At 74.3% G+C, this 14,651-nt stretch carries 12 protein-coding genes; 3 read left to right on the top strand and 9 right to left on the bottom strand.

Features of this window, described 5'->3' with window-relative positions:
• The first annotated feature begins 405 nt into the window (after positions 1-405).
• Positions 406-1,131, top strand: coding sequence for a hypothetical protein (locus ITJ40_RS02125; RefSeq protein ID WP_194665534.1), 726 nt, complete (start codon positions 406-408; stop codon positions 1,129-1,131).
• Between the two features lie 53 nt (positions 1,132-1,184).
• Here the strand turns inward: ITJ40_RS02125 and ITJ40_RS02120 are convergent, their stop codons facing one another.
• From ITJ40_RS02120 to ITJ40_RS02090, 7 genes are all read right to left on the bottom strand, one after another.
• Positions 1,185-2,087 (bottom strand): alpha/beta fold hydrolase, encoded by a 903-nt coding sequence (locus ITJ40_RS02120; protein WP_194665533.1) that lies wholly within the window; start codon positions 2,085-2,087, stop codon positions 1,185-1,187.
• Positions 2,088-2,142: 55 nt separating this feature from the next.
• On the bottom strand, positions 2,143-2,988 hold the full coding sequence (locus tag ITJ40_RS02115; protein WP_194665532.1) for a transglutaminase family protein: 846 nt from the start codon (positions 2,986-2,988) through the stop codon (positions 2,143-2,145).
• A complete protein-coding gene (locus ITJ40_RS02110) occupies positions 2,985-3,914 on the bottom strand; it encodes an alpha-E domain-containing protein (RefSeq protein ID WP_041464281.1) in 930 nt (309 codons plus the stop codon). The genes ITJ40_RS02115 and ITJ40_RS02110 overlap by 4 nt, the downstream gene beginning before the upstream one ends.
• 5 nt (positions 3,915-3,919) lie before the next feature.
• Complete coding sequence (locus tag ITJ40_RS02105; RefSeq protein WP_194665531.1) at positions 3,920-5,608, bottom strand: circularly permuted type 2 ATP-grasp protein; 1,689 nt, start codon at positions 5,606-5,608, stop codon at positions 3,920-3,922.
• A 66-nt stretch (positions 5,609-5,674) separates the two neighbouring features.
• The gene (locus ITJ40_RS02100) at positions 5,675-5,848 is read right to left on the bottom strand and encodes a hypothetical protein (RefSeq protein ID WP_194665530.1); all 174 of its coding nucleotides are present in this window, start codon (positions 5,846-5,848) and stop codon (positions 5,675-5,677) included.
• A 107-nt stretch (positions 5,849-5,955) separates the two neighbouring features.
• On the bottom strand, positions 5,956-7,281 hold the full coding sequence (locus ITJ40_RS02095) for a nucleotide disphospho-sugar-binding domain-containing protein (protein ID WP_194665529.1): 1,326 nt from the start codon (positions 7,279-7,281) through the stop codon (positions 5,956-5,958).
• A complete protein-coding gene (locus tag ITJ40_RS02090; protein ID WP_194665528.1) occupies positions 7,278-9,548 on the bottom strand; it encodes a glycosyltransferase in 2,271 nt (756 codons plus the stop codon). The genes ITJ40_RS02095 and ITJ40_RS02090 overlap by 4 nt, the downstream gene beginning before the upstream one ends.
• A gap of 199 nt (positions 9,549-9,747) precedes the next feature.
• Here ITJ40_RS02090 and ITJ40_RS02085 point away from each other — a divergent pair, with 199 nt between their 5' ends.
• Positions 9,748-10,842, top strand: coding sequence for a Gfo/Idh/MocA family oxidoreductase (locus tag ITJ40_RS02085; protein WP_194665527.1), 1,095 nt, complete (start codon positions 9,748-9,750; stop codon positions 10,840-10,842).
• A 33-nt stretch (positions 10,843-10,875) separates the two neighbouring features.
• On the opposite strand, the gene ITJ40_RS02080 is transcribed toward ITJ40_RS02085, so the two are convergent.
• Both ITJ40_RS02080 and ITJ40_RS02075 read right to left on the bottom strand, forming a co-directional pair.
• Positions 10,876-12,108, bottom strand: coding sequence for an aminotransferase class V-fold PLP-dependent enzyme (locus ITJ40_RS02080; protein ID WP_194665526.1), 1,233 nt, complete (start codon positions 12,106-12,108; stop codon positions 10,876-10,878).
• Between the two features lie 68 nt (positions 12,109-12,176).
• The gene (locus ITJ40_RS02075) at positions 12,177-13,412 is read right to left on the bottom strand and encodes a DUF4190 domain-containing protein (RefSeq protein ID WP_228511733.1); all 1,236 of its coding nucleotides are present in this window, start codon (positions 13,410-13,412) and stop codon (positions 12,177-12,179) included.
• A 136-nt stretch (positions 13,413-13,548) separates the two neighbouring features.
• Here ITJ40_RS02075 and ITJ40_RS02070 point away from each other — a divergent pair, with 136 nt between their 5' ends.
• On the top strand, positions 13,549-14,634 hold the full coding sequence (locus tag ITJ40_RS02070; RefSeq protein WP_370531967.1) for a site-specific DNA-methyltransferase: 1,086 nt from the start codon (positions 13,549-13,551) through the stop codon (positions 14,632-14,634).
• Positions 14,635-14,651 lie beyond the last annotated feature (17 nt).

The following is a 14,651-nucleotide window of genomic DNA, read 5'->3' as shown; positions in this document are numbered from 1 at the left end:
GGGCGAGCAGGTGGGTGGGGGCCGGTGACGTCAGTCGTCACCGCGCCCCGCAGCCGGTGTGCGCGGCCCACCGCCGGTCTCCGCCGGCGCGGCCATCACGGATCCTGATCCGCCGATGGCTCCAGCCCGTCCCGGACGCCCAGCGGGTGGCTCCCGCAGGTCGCCGCGAATCGGCGTCCCACCCGCCTGTGCACAAGTCAGACGACCGTCTGACACGACGAAGTATCGTGCGCTCGAAGCACCTACCCGGCTCGGACACAGTGACGTGTCGCAGCACGCCCCCTGGAGGACCGGGTTCCCGTCCCATCCATGCACACCCGAACAATGGAGGCAAAGATGCCTACCCGATCGCACGCACGACCCGCTCATCGCCCGTCGAGACTCCCTGACCGGTGGAGGAGCACGTTGCTCCTCACCCTCATCGCCGTCACCTCCGTCGGCCTGACGGCCGCGGGAGTCACGCCCGCGCAGGCCGCGACCCACGCGACGGGGTCGGCCACCACCGCCGAAACCACGATCTCGCCCGCGCTCGCGGCGTCCGTCCGAGCCGGCACCGCAGAGGACGACATCCGTTCCGGGCGCATCACCGTCGACCAGCTCGCCGACGCCGCGGAGGTCGCCTCCGGGGCAGCCCGCGGGCTCTCGCCCGCTGCCCGCGCGGCGGAGCGCGCGCAGCTCGTGCGGGAGACCACGGAGCAGGTGGCCGAGCTGCGGCTCAGCCGCCCCGGACAGTCAGTCGAGACGATCGCGGTCGTTGCCGATGCATCCGGTCGTCTCGTGGCGACCGTGCCGGGACGCGGCGCCGTCGCGCTGGACGCGTCCTCCGGCGCGAGCGCCACGGCGGCCTCCCCTTCGGATCCGCTCGTCGCGTCGGACAGCTGGCGCTCCATCTGGCACCACATCACCCATCCGTCCATCGTCCTCAGCATCTCGCCCACCGTGGCGAAGATCATCTTCGCGTCGGCGGCCTCGCTCGAGGTGGGCGCGCTCTGCGCGGTCGCCGGGGCGATCGCGTGCGCCTTCATCGGCGCCGCCGGGACGGCGTTCACCACCTGGCTCCTGAACAACCGGTGGGCGGAGAACGGATTCTGGCTCCACCTGCCGGACTACTGGGAGAGCCGGCCCAAGTAGTCCGCTGACCCGATGCGCCGCCCTCCGTCCCATGGGTCGGAGGGCGTCGTGCGTCATCCCCGCGGATCCCCCGGTGTCCCGGCCACGGCCCCCGTCGGCGAGATGCGCGACCCCAGCCAGCTGCGCAGATCCGCGATCACCTCGTCGCGGTTGATCTCGTTGTAGATCTCGTGCCGCGCGCCCGGGTACACGATGAGCAGCACGTCGCTGAGGCGCGAGCGCCTGCTGTAGTCGCGCGCGAGCAGCTGCATCCCGCGGCGCCCGCCGAGCGAGTCCTCCTCGCCGCCCTGGATGAGCACGGGCAGGTCGGTCGCGAGCTTCCGGGGCGGGCGGCCCATGATCTGCACGGAGTCGCGCATCCGGTACGGCTTCAGCGCGTTGACGTCGAAGTTGCGGTCGTCGGCGCCGAACGCGCGCTGCGCCTCCGGATCCCGCGACAGCCACTCGAATCCGGACGCCGCCGGAGACCGCCAGCGCTTGTTGAGGTCGCCCGTGTTGATGACGCCGGGCATCGCGAGCGACGCCCCGCTCAGCACGAGCCCCGCGTAGAGCCCGGACGCGCGCGCCACGATGCGCTGCGCGAGGAGCGCGCCCCAGCTGTGCCCGAGGAGCACGAGCGGGAGGTCGGGGTGCTCCCGGCGGAGCTGCTCGCTCACCAGCTGGATCCCGTCGAGCGCCGCGAGGTGGCGCCTCGGCCCCAGCACGCCGATGCCGAGGTGGCCGAGCCCCGTGGCGCCGTGGCCGCGGTGGTCGTCGGCTGCGACCGTGTACCCGGCGGCGTTGAGCTCCCGCGCCAGCCGGATGTAGCGCAGCGCGTGCTCGCCGACGCCGTGCGCGATGTGCACGACGGCCCGCGGGCGCTCCGCCTCCCACACGTAGTAGTGGAGGGTCACGCCCTCCGCGTCCACGATGGTGCGGTGGTCGGCTCCGCCGGTGGAGCGCTCGTCGTCGGGCATGGATCCAGACTAGGCGGCCCCGCCGCGGCCGCCCCCGATCGGGAGGCGTGCGGGATCAGGACTCGCGCGTGATCTCGACCCGCACGAACAGCTTCGAGCGGAACGGCCCCGCGTAGATGCCCCGCAGCGGCGCGACGTCGCGGTAGTCGCGACCGCGGCCGACGAGCACGTGCCGGTCGCCGATGTCGATGAGGTTCGTGGGATCCCACCCGCGCCACTCGCCGCAGAACCACTCGACCCACGCGTGCGACTCGCCCGTGACGGTCTCGCCGACGGCCGCGTTCGGCTTCGGGTGCAGGTAGCCGCTGACGTAGCGCGCGGGGATCCCGACGTGCCGGAGCGCGCCGATCACGATGTGCGTGATGTCCTGGCACACGCCGCGCCCCTGCTCCCAGGCCTCGCGCGCGGTCGACTGCACGCTCGTGACGCCGGCCATGTACTCGACCCTCTCGCCGATCGCGCGCGCGATCCCGGCCGCCGCCTCGCACGGGGTGCCCGCCCCGCCCGCGATCTCCTCGGCGAGCGCGCGGACCTCCTCGTGCGGCTCGGTGCGCACGGTCTGCGCGACCTGCTCCACGTAGTCCGTCGCGCGCTGCACGTCGACGGCGAGGTCGTCCCAGCCGAGCTGGTGCGGCTCGTGCGCGCGCGGCCGGACCTCGACGAGGCTCGTCGCCGTGAGCTCGAGCGAGCGGTGGGGGCTGAGGATCTCGAACGAGGAGACGCGCGTGCCGAAGTAGTCGACGTAGGTGTGGTGCCCCGGCTTCGGTTGGATGTCGAGGTTCGAGTACAGGACGAACTGGTTCTCGCTCGACACGGGCAGCATGCGCGCCTCGTTGTACGACGCGGTCACCTCGCCCTCGTAGTGGAAGCCGGTCCGGTGGGTGATGCGCAGGCGGTTCACGAGTTCTCTCCGACCCAGCTGGGTGCCGCGTTGGTGGGGAAGTAGCGCTGGCGGACGGCCTCGGAGGTGGCGGAGGTCGCCTCCTGCACGGCGTCCATGAAGCGCGGGAGGTCGTCGAGGATCTCCTGGATGGGCCGGTACTCCAGCTCGCTCCGGATCTGCCCGAGCAGCCGCTGCGCCTGGTCGGACACCCCGAGGCGGTCGGTGCGCGGCTCGATGTCGTGCAGGCACTGCTCGGCGCGGCGGATCGAGTGCGTGATCGACCGCGGGAACAGCCGGTCGAGCAGCAGGAACTCGGCCGCGTTGCGCGCGCTCGGCACGCCGCGGTAGGTGCGGAGGTACGCCTCGTAGGCGCCGCAGGAGCGGAGGATCGTCGTCCACGACGGGCCGCTCGCCTCCGTGAGCGCGCGGGTGGCGAGGAGGCGGGCCGTCATGTCGGCGCGCTCGATGGACCGGCCGAGCGTGAAGAACTGCCACGCCTCGTCGCGGCTCGTGCCCGACTCGACGAGCCCGACCGCGAGGGCGGAGCGCTCGCGCACCCAGCCGAAGAACTCGTGCACGCGGTCGTTCGCGATCTTCCGCGGCATGCGGGCGCGCGTCGTGTTGAGGCACTCCCAGAGCTCCGACGAGACGATCTCGCGGGCGCGTCGGGCGTTCTCCCGCGCGGCGCCGAGCGAGTAGGCGATGGAGGCGGGCTGCGTGCGGTCCACCGCGAGGAGCGCGAGCACGTCGTCCCGCCCGAGCACGTCCTCGGAGGGCACGTCGCTGCCCATCACGCTGAGGAGCGAGCGGCAGGCGGTGTCCTCGTCGATCCACGGATCCTCCAGGAGCAGCTGCAGGTGCACGTCGAGGATGCGGGCGGTGCCGTCCGACCGCTCGATGTAGCGGCCGATCCAGAAGAGCGACTCGGCGATGCGCGACAGCATGGGCATCAGCGGTCCCCCTCGGTCGTGATGTCGGGCCCGGCGGGCGCCGCGGCCTGCTGCTGCTGCTCGTGCTGGTCGCGGTTGCGCGGCCGGTCGTGCGGCGACTGGTCGGGCGCCTTCTCCCCGTTCTGGATGATCGGGATGGACGTGGTCACCGCGGCCTGGTCGGCCACGAGCGTCTGCACGCTGCGCTCGCGGGTGGCGGCGGGGAAGCCGGAGTCGCCGACGACCCAGGTGTCCTTGGATCCGCCGCCCTGGCTGCTGTTGACCACGAGCTGGCCCTCGGGGAGCGCGACGCGCGTGAGCCCGCCGGGCAGCACCCAGATGTCGCGGCCGTCGTTGACGGCGAACGGGCGGAGGTCGGCGTGCCGCGGGCGCATGCCGTCCTCCACGAGCGTGGGGATGGTGCTGAGCTGCACCACGGGCTGCGCGATCCAGCCGCGCGGGTCCTTGAGGAGCCGCGCGCGCAGCTCCGCGAGCTCGCCCGCGCTGGCGGCGGGGCCGACCACGAGGCCCTTGCCGCCGGATCCGTCGACGGGCTTCACGACGAGCTCCGGCAGCCGGTCGAGCACCTCCTCGAGCGAGTCGGGCTCCTCGAGGCGCCAGGTGTCGACGTTCGGGATGATCGCGTCCTCGGCCAGGTAGTAGCGGATGAGGTCGGGCAGGTACGTGTAGACGAGCTTGTCGTCGGCGACGCCGTTGCCCACCGCGTTCGCGATGGTGACGTTGCCGAGGCGCGCCGCGAGCATGAGGCCAGGCGAGCCGAGCATGGAGTCGGCGCGGAACTGCAGCGGATCCAGGAACTCGTCGTCGACGCGGCGGTAGATGACGTCGACGCGCATGGGGCCGCCCGTGGTGCGCATCCAGACGCGGCCACCGGAGCAGAACAGGTCGCGGCCCTCGACGAGCTCGACGCCCATGAGGCGCGCGAGCAGCGTGTGCTCGAAGTAGGCGCTGTTGTAGACGCCGGGCGTGAGGACGACGACGTTCGGGTCCTCGACGCCGTCGGGCGCGCTCGCGCGGAGGGCCTGCAGGAGCTTGTTCGGGTAGTCGCCGACGGGACGTACGCGCATCGAGACGAACAGCTCGGGGAGCGTCTGCGCCATGACGCGGCGGTTGGAGATGACGTAGCTGACGCCGGACGGGACGCGCACGTTGTCCTCGAGCACGCGCATCTCGCCGGCCTCGTCGCGCACCAGGTCGATGCCGGAGACCTGGATGCGGACGCCGTTGGCCGGGTCGATGCCGGCGGCCTGGCGGTGGAAGTGGCTGGACGAGCTGATGAGGCGGGCGGGGATCACGCCGTCGCGGATGGCGCGCTGCGGGCCGTACACGTCGGCGAGGAACGCCTCGAGCGCCCGGACCCGCTGCGCGACGCCCTTCTCGAGCCGGCTCCACTCGGCCTGCTCGATGACGCGCGGCACGGCGTCGAGCGGGAACGGCCGCTCCTCGCCCGCGAAGTCGAAGGTGACGCCCTGCGCGAGGTAGCTGGTGGCGAGCGCGTCGGTGCGGTCCTTCAGCTCCTCCTTGGTCATGCGGGAGAGGGCCGCGTGGATCTCGCGGTAGGCCGCCCGGGCGACCGCCGGCTCGCCCGCGACGGGCGGATCCCGGAACATCTCGTCGAACGGCATCGCGCCACCGGAGGCGCGGCGTGCGGCCGCGAGCGTGCCGTATCCCTCGAACAGATCACCCATGCCGGGAGCGTAGCCGGGCCGTGTGTCCGGTTTGTTACCGGGCGCGGCGGGCGGAGGCGACGCGGATCAGGCGTCGGTGCGCTTGAGGATGTGCGCCGGGATCGCGATGGAGGCCGAGACGCAGAGGATGCCGGCGAAGAAGCTCAGCAGCTCGAAGCCCTCGATGTAGAACGCGAACGCGAACAGCGCCATGCCGCCCAGGAAGAGGGCGAACGCGATGATGAAAGCGACGATGTTCACGAGGGCACCTGGATCCGTTGTCGAGACTGGGGGCGACCGGCGCGCCGGGGCGCGGACGCGGTCGTCCCCAGTCTACGAGATCGCGGCGCGGGCGTGTCCCGACCGGCTCAGCGCGCGGCCTGCTCCGGCCGGATCCCGCCGGCCAGCGCCTGGTACGCGCGCTGCGGACCGGGCGACCGCGTGAGCGACGCCGCGATGGCGTCGAGCCCGGCGCGCTGCGCGCCCGACGGGTTGAGCAGGAGCTTGGCCGCCTGCCGCAGCTCGGTGACGGTCGCGACGTTCGGGGCCAGCGCGATCCCGAGCCCCGCCTCCTCGAGGGCTGCGGCCCCCGCGAACTGGTCGGTCGAGAGCGGCAGCACGAGCATCGGGACGCCCGCGGTCGCGGCCTCGGTGACGGAGTTGTTGCCGCCGTGCGTGACCGCGAGGTCGGCGTGGCCGAGCAGCGTCACCTGCGGGAGGAACGGCCGGACGAGCCAGTCCGACGGGATGTCGCCGAGGGAGGCCCGGTCGGTGGATCCGGTCGCGAGCGCCACGCGCACGTCGAGGTCGCGGAGGGCCGCCGCGATGCGGGCGAGCACGTCGTCGCGCACGGAGAGGAAGCTGCCGAGCGACACGTAGACGATGGGGTCGCCGCCGGCGTCGATCCAGTCCCGCACCTCCGCCTCGGGCGCCTCGCGACGCACGGCCGAGCCGATGAAGGCGTGCGGCGGCAGGAGCTCGGAGCGGTCGGGGTCGTGCAGCTCCTCGGGGTAGTTGAGCAGGAGCACGTCGCCGGCCTCCGCGAACGCGTCGCGGCTCGGGCGCATCGACGGCGCGAGGATCGCGAGGGCGTCGTTCCACTGCGCGGTGAAGCGGTCGCGCACGCGCTCGCACAGCGCGTGCAGCTCGTCGAGGTCCTCCTCCTCGGGCTCGAAGGCGGCCGGCCACGCGGGCGGGAAGCCGTAGACCTCGTCGCCGACGGGCAGCGCGCTCGGGTGGCCGAGCACGACGTCGGCGTGGCGGGTGCCCGAGGCGAGGAGCGCCAGGCGGGCGCTGAAGGCGAGGTGGTCGACGATCACCTGGTCGGGGCGCACCTCGTCGAGGATCCGCTGCACGGCGCGCGCGGTCTCCACCGGCTCCCAGAGCAGGTCGTCGCTGCGGGCCTCGGCCTGGAAGCGCAGCGTCTCGACCATGCCGCGGCGCGTGGCGGCGAAGAAGCCGCGGAGCGCGTCGTCCTCGCCCGTCGGCTGGTCCTCGGCCTTGATGGTGCCGGGGTTGGATCCGCGGCCGAGGCGGAGGTCGACCCGCTCGAAGCCGGAGGCCTCGACGATGCCGGCGGTCGCGGATCCGGTCGCCACGACCACGCGCTCGCCTGCCTGCTGCCAGGCCGACGCGAGCGTGATGAGGGGGAAGAGGTGGGACGCGTAGTCCGGGCTGATGACGAGGAGGGTCATGAGGCGCTGAGCTCCCAGAGGGTTCGGTCGTCGGCTGCGGCGACGTCGCGGTAGACGCGGGACAGGGTGCCCGCCATGGCCTGGATGGTGAAGGTGCGGGCGACCATGTCGCGCGCGCGGTCGGCGGCCGCGTCGGCGTCGGGTCCGGCCGCGATGTCGAGCGCGCGGGCGATGCCGGTGGCGAGCTCCGCGGGATCCGCGGTGTCGACGAGCAGTCCCGTGACGCCGTCCTCGACGTAGGTCGCGGGTCCGCCCGACGCGGGCGCGACGACGGGCAGGCCCATCGACATCGCCTCCAGGAGCGCGACGCCGAACTCCTCCTTGATGCTCGCGCACGCGTAGGCGCCGCCGGGGGCGCTCAGGCCGGGGCGGCCGTAGCGGACGGCGGCGAGCCAGCGCGTGACGGTGTCGTTGCCGCGGTGGCCGGCGAGGAGGAGGCCGTGGCGCGCGGCGTCCGCCGGGCCGTCCGGGTCGGGGACCGCCTCGAGGATCCGGGCGAGCTGCTCGCGCTCCTCGGGGCTCGGCGCGTCGAGGTCGCCGCCCACGATCAGGAGGTTCGCGCGGGAGCGGAGCGCGGGATCCGCCGCCCAGACGTGCGCGAGCGAGGCCATGCCCTTGACGCGGGCGAGGCGGCCGACGCTGATGACGAGCGGCAGGCCGCGGCGCTCCTCGGGCAGCCTGGCGAGCAGGTCGTCGAGCTCGACGAAGGCGCGGGCGGGCGCGCCCTCGGCGTCGGCACCGAGCATGGCGTCGTCGCGGGAGCGCTCGATGGCGGCGACGTCGATGCCCTCGGCGACGACGCTGTGGCGCTCCGGGTGCGCGTCCACGTCGATCCCGACGAGCCGGCGCATGTCGCGCTTCAGCTCGGGACGCGGGAACAGCACGGTGTGGGCGGCGTCCGCGGCCAGGCGCTGCACGAGCCGCACGCGGAACCAGTAGTGCTCGCGCGCGTCGACCGCGCCGAAGCCGTCGCGGGTGAGGGCGCCGGAGCGGTCGAGCGCGTCGACCACGCCATGCGGATCCGGCGCGACCGTGAAGACGACGGGGATGCCGAGCTCGCGCGCGACCGTGGAGGCGGCGAGCGTGCCGACGTCCGCCATCCGGAGGTGCACGGCGTCGACCCGGCCGGCGGCGCGCAGCACGCGGCGGATCCCCCGCTCGGCCTCGACGCGGTGCGGCCACGCCTCGGGCAGCGAGCGCGGGCCGCCGAGCATGGGGATGTGGGCGAAGACGTGCCCGTCCTCACCGGCCGTGACGCGCGCGAGGGAGCCGAGGGCCTGGTCGGGGGTGCCGCGGGAGAGCGTGATGACGCGGTCGACCGGGCGGTTGGCGTCGGCGACGTCCACGTCCACGTCCACCCCGAGCGGGTCGGCGACGACGGCGCGGCCCGGCGCGTCCGCGGGCGCTCCGCCGACGGCCGCGGGCGCCACGAGCGCGTCGCCCAGCCGCACGAGCAGCGTCGCGATGCCGCCGTTGTCGCCCGCGCCCACGTGCGTGAGACCGGCGTCGATGTCGGCGTGCAGGAAGAGCTGGACGACGGTGAGGCCGGGGCGCTCGGGCGCGGCCGGATGGTCGCCGTGCTGGCGCGCGATGTCGAGCACGGCCAGGCGCGCGACCGCGGCCACCTCGTCGTCGCCGCGCGCGATGTCGGCGACGAGGGCGGCGAGCGCCTCGCCCGCGGGCCGGTCGCCGAGCGCGGCGACCGCGGCGGACCGGGTGAGCGGCCCCTCGGCGGTGGCGGGCGCGATGCGGAGGAGCACGCGCTCGGGGATCCGCCCGGGCACGAGGCCGATCGTCTCCACGAGGCGCGACCGGGCGTCGTCGCCCTGCACGCCGAGCAGCGCGTTCTCGAGCGCCAGCGCGACGTGCTCGGGCGTCGACCCGGCCCACTGCTGCAGGGTCCGCTGCGCGAGCATGCCGGGGAAGCCGCCCTCGACCACCATCGCGACGAGGCCGGAGACCGCGTCGAAGCGCGGCAGGCGGGTGCCGAAGGCCCAGGCGGCGTGCTCGCGGATCCACCGGACGTCGTGGTCGAGGAGCGCGACGAGCGCGTGGTCGGCGGCCTCGTCGAAGACCTGGGCGAGCGCGTGGATGGCGGCGACCGCGGTGAGCTGGTCGGCGGGGTCCGCGGCGGCGCGGGCGAGGAGGCGCACCGCGCGTCCGCCGCCGTCGCGGCTGGCGGCGACCGTGAGCTCGTCGGCCTCCTGCATCACGTCGAGGATGCGCGCGGCCTGCGCGACCTGGTCGAGGCTCGTCTGGATCCCCATGCTCGTGCCCCTTCTCGGGTCGATACTCCTCGTACGGAGCCGGGAGGCGCCTCGCGCGGGAGCGTTCGCTCCCGGGACAGCCAGCCGACCCTCGCGAGTATTCCCCAGTCTGCTGCGAGAACCCAGCCGGGCGCCCGAGATGCCGGCCCGGGCGCCGCCCGCCCGGAGCTCGCGCGACCCCGCGCGTACGCTGGCGACCATGCCCCGCCCCGCTCCGCCCGCCCCGCAGATCCGCTTCGGCATCGTGGGGAGCGGCTGGCGCAGCGCCTTCTTCCTGCGCATCGCGCGCGCCCTCCCGGAGCGCTTCGCCGTCACCGGGCTCGTGACCCGCAGCGCCGACACGGGCCGCGCGCTCGAGGAGGAGTGGGGGATCCGCACCTTCCGCACCGCGGCCGAGCTGCTCGCCGCGGAGGCGCCGTCGTTCGTCGTCGTCTCGGTGCCGCGGGCGGCCGCGCCCGACATCATCGCCGACCTCGTCGACCGCGGCGTGGCCGTGCTCACCGAGACGCCGCCCGGCGAGACCGTGGCGGACCTCGAGCGGCTCGACGCGCTCGTGCGGCAGGGCGCGCGGATCGAGGTGGCCGAGCAGTACCCGCTCTCGCCGCTGCTCGCCGCGCAGCTCGCGATCGCGGCCGGCGGCCGGCTCGGGCGGATCAGCCAGGCGCAGGTCGCGCAGTGCCACGACTACCACGGCGTCCGCGTGATGCGGCGGGCCCTCGGCATCGGCTTCGAGGACGCGACCATCACCGCATCCCGCTTCTCCTCGTCGCTGGTGGCCGGGCCCGACCGCGACGGCGGTCCCGTGCGCGAGGAGGTCGTGACCGCCGTGCAGACCACCGCGCGCTTCGACTTCGGCGACCGCCTGGGCGTCTACGACTTCGCCGACCGGCAGTACTTCTCCTGGATCCGCCGCAACCGCCTCCTCGTCCGCGGCGAGCGCGGCGAGATCGCCGACGAGCACGTGAGCTGGCTGCTCGACGCGACGACGCCGACCTGGGCCGACATCACGCGCGTCGACACCGGCCAGGGCGGCAACCTCGAGGGCCACCACCTGCGCGGTCTGCTGCTCGGATCGGAGTGGGTCTACGAGAACCCGTTCGCGCCGGGCCGCCTCGCGGACGACGAGATCGCGATCGCGCAGTGCCTCGTCGAGATGCACGCGCACGCGGCCGGCGGTCCCTCCACGAACTCGCTCGCGGAGGCGTCGCAGGACCACCACCTCGCGCTCCTCATGCACGAGGCCGCGACCACCGGGCAGCCCGTCCGCAGCACGCGGCGGGCGTGGGCGGACTGAGCCGGCCTCCCGGCTCGGGCGGGGCGGGGCGGGTCAGCCCGCCAGGTGCCGCCGGATCGCCTCGACGCCGACCTCGACCTCGCGGAACGAGGTCGTCAGCGGGCTGAGCCCGAGGCGCAGGCCGGACGGCGCGCGGAAGTCGGGGATCACGCCCTCCTCCCACAGCGCGCCGACGATCTCGCGGAAGCGCGGGTGGTCGACGCTCACGTGGCTGCCGCGGCGGTCCTCCTCGCGCGGGCTGGCGACGCGGGCGCCGAGCGGCACGAGGTCGCGGTCGACGAGATCCAGCGCGAAGCCCGTGAGCGCGAGCGACTTGGCACGGATGGCATCCATGCCCGCCTCCTCGATGAGGGCGATCATGTCCTGCATCGCGAGCATGCCGACGATGGGCGGCGTGCCGCTGAGGAAGCGGCGGATCCCGTCGGCCGGCACGTACTCCGGCCCCATCGCGAACACGTCCTGCGCGCCCATCCACCCCTGGATCGGCTGCCGCAGCTCGGCCTGCAGGTCGCTCCGCACGTAGCCGTGGGCGGGTGCGCCCGGCCCGCCGTCGAGGTACTTGTAGCTGCAGCCGACCGCGAGGTCGACGCCCCACGCGTCGAGCTCGGTGGGGATCACGCCGACCGAGTGGCAGGTGTCCCAGAGCACGAGCGCGCCGGCGTCGTGCACGATGCGCGTGATCCCCGGCACGTCCGCCAGGAACCCCGAGCGGTAGGCGACCTGGCTGAGCACGACGAGCGCGGTCCGCTCCCCCACCGCCTCCGCGACGAGGTCCGGCGTGACGCCGGCGTCGGGCGCCACGTCGATCCACCGGATCGTCATGCCGCACTCCTCGGCCACGCCCTCGAGCACGAAGCGGTCGGTCGGGAAGTTGTCGGTGTCGATCACGAGCTCGTCGCGGCCGGGGCGCGCGCGGACGGCGGCGCGCACGAGCTTGTAGAGGATCACCGTGGTCGAGTCCCCGACGAACGTCTGGCCCGGAGCGGCTCCGTACGCGACGCGGCCGAGGTCGTCGCCGATGCGCGTGGGCATCGCCAGCCAGTCCTCGTCCCAGCCGCGGATGAGGCGGCCTCCCCACTGGTCGCGCACGAAGTCGGCGACGCGGTCGACGCTCGCGCGCGTGGGACGTCCGAGCGAGTTGCCGTCGAGGTACGCGACCACGTCGTCGGCCTGCACGAACAGGTCACGGAACCGGGCGAGCGGATCGCGGGCGTCGAGGTCGGCGGCGTTCGGGATCGGGCGGGCGGGCGTCGCGTCGGGTGTCACCTCCGCAGCCTACGTTCCGCGCGGCTGGCGGCACCGGTCACCGGTCACCGGCGCCGGCGTCATCCCGGTCAGCCGGCCCGGAAGTAGTACGCGTCCGCGATCATCCCCGGTGCCGTGGCCCACAGTCCGTCCTGGGCGCCGTCGATCGGGATCTCGATGACGACGTTGCCCGTCGCGGTGCCCTGCGGCTCGAGCAGCTCGTCGGCGTCCGTGAACGCGGGCGCCGGCGCCTGCACGAAGCTGTCGGCCGCCGAGTACTGCGAGCCGTCGGAGGCGAGGAAGCCCACCGCGAGCTCGGAGAGCGGATCGCCCGTGCTCGACCCGAGGTACGTCGCGGTGACCGGCACGACCGCGTACTGCATGCCTTCCGCGGGGGCCTCGTTGGAGGGGTCAGCGGCGAGGACCGCCGCCGTGGCGTCGAGGATCGGCGTGCCCAACGTGACCTGCCACTCGGCGCCGTCGATGCCCTCGCCGGTGACCGGGGTGCCGATCGGCAGCGGATCGTCGGGGCTCGTGCCGGCCTGGGCCGTCGCGTCGTCGTCCCCGAAGGCGTCGGTGGGCGCGGGGCTCGCGAAGCCGGAGTCGGCGCCCGCGGACTCCACGGCGTCGGTGACCGAGCTCACGAACGCGAACGTGTAGACGAACGCCAGCACGATGCTGAGGACGAAGCCGACGGCGCCGAGGATGAGGCCGGTGAGGGCCAGCGGCTTGCCGTCCATCCGCCGGGCGAGCGAGACGATGCCGAGCACCACCGCGACGAGCGCGGGCACGGCCGTGACGTAGTTGAGGAACGGGATGAGCGCGCCCAGGAACCCGGCGATGCCGACGACGAGCGCCGCGATGGCGAGGCCCTTGCCGCCGCGCGGGCGGGGCGGCTCGCCGGAGACGTAGGGCGGCGCGGCGGCGTAGGGCGGCGCGGCGGCGTAGGGCGGCGCGGCGGCGTAGGCCGGCGCCGCCGCGTAGGCCGGCGCGGCCGCGTAGGCCGGCGCGGCCGTCGGCGGCGCGTAGTCGGGGCCGGACGCGTCCGCGGCGGTCGCGGGATCGGACGGCACGGGGCCGGCGTCGGCATCCGTCGCGGCCGGTGCGGCCGTGTCAGCGCGGGTCTCGGCGGGGGCCGGTTCGGCAGCGGCCGCTTCGACGGCCGGTTCGGCGGTGGCCGCCGGACCGTAGGGACTGATCGGCTCCGCCGAACCGGCGCCCAACCGCGTCGCCTCCTCGTGGCCCTCCTCGTGCTCGGGCACCTGGTCCCGCGGCTCGTCGGGGTGGGATCCGTCGATCCGATCGGGGTCGCGCTCATCGCTCATGTGACGTTCCTAGCGGAGCGCACGACCCGAGGGGCAGCGCCGCGGTCGAACCGCCCCGAAATGGGGGCGCATCACGCCGTGGGTGCGCCGCTCCGGTGCGCATCCCCCGCCCGCGGTGGTCCGTTAACCTCGGGGCGTGCCCCTGCCCGCGTGGACCCCCGACGGCCCCGACCTCGTGATCCACGCCGAGAACCTCGAGGCCGTGCGCGCGCTGCCCGACGGCGCGTTCCAGCTCATCTACCTGGATCCGCCCTTCAACACCGGCCGCACGCAGGAGCGGCAGAACACCACGGTGACGCGCACGCCGGATCCGGTGCCCGAGGCCGAGGCCGAGCCGGGCGTCGAACCGGTGACCGAGGCCGCAGCCGCAGCCGGCACGGGTGCCGCCGCGGTCGCGTCGGCTGCGGATGCCGCGGCACCGCCCGCTCTCGCCCCGGAGAGCGCCGCCACCCCCGAGCCGGTCCGTCCGCCGGCCGCGCGCCTCGGCTTCCACGGCCGCAGCTACGACTCCGTGAAGGGCATGCTCTACGGCTTCGACGATTCGTTCGCCGACTACTGGGACTTCCTGGAGCCGCGCCTGATCGAGGCCTGGCGGCTCCTGGATCCGACGGGCACCCTCTACCTGCACCTCGACTACCGCGAGGTGCACTACGCGAAGGTCGTGCTCGACGCGCTCTTCGGCCGCCGGTCGTTCCTCAACGAGATCGTGTGGGCGTACGACTACGGCGCGAAGTCGCGCCGCCGCTGGCCGGCGAAGCACGACACGATCCTCGTCTACGTCAAGGACCCCGTCCGATACCGCTTCGACTCCGAGGGCGTGGATCGCGAGCCGTACATGGCGCCGGGCCTCGTGACCCCCGAGAAGCGAGAGCGCGGCAAGCTGCCGACGGACGTCTGGTGGCACACGATCGTCTCCCCCACCGGCCGCGAGAAGACGGGCTACGCGACGCAGAAGCCGCTCGGCGTGCTGCGCCGCATCGTGCAGGCCTCGAGCCGGCCGGGCGACTGGGTCCTCGACTTCTTCGCGGGATCCGGCACCACGGGAGCAGCAGCCCGCGAGCTCGGCCGCCGCTTCGTGCTGGTGGACGAGAACCCGCAGGCCATCGACGTGATGCGCGCGCGTCTCGCGGGCGGCGGGACCGTCTTCGTCACGACCGATGCGGATCCGACGGCTCGGGGGCCGAAGCCGGCTCCGCCTCCCGCCTCTCCGCTCGCCAGCTGACCCGCCGTCCCCGCGCC

Source organism: Clavibacter sp. VKM Ac-2872 (genome assembly GCF_015351105.1).
Lineage (GTDB): Bacteria > Actinomycetota > Actinomycetes > Actinomycetales > Microbacteriaceae > Clavibacter.
The sequence above is the reverse complement of the archived record's forward strand: the minus strand, read 5'-3'. Positions and strand labels throughout refer to the sequence as shown.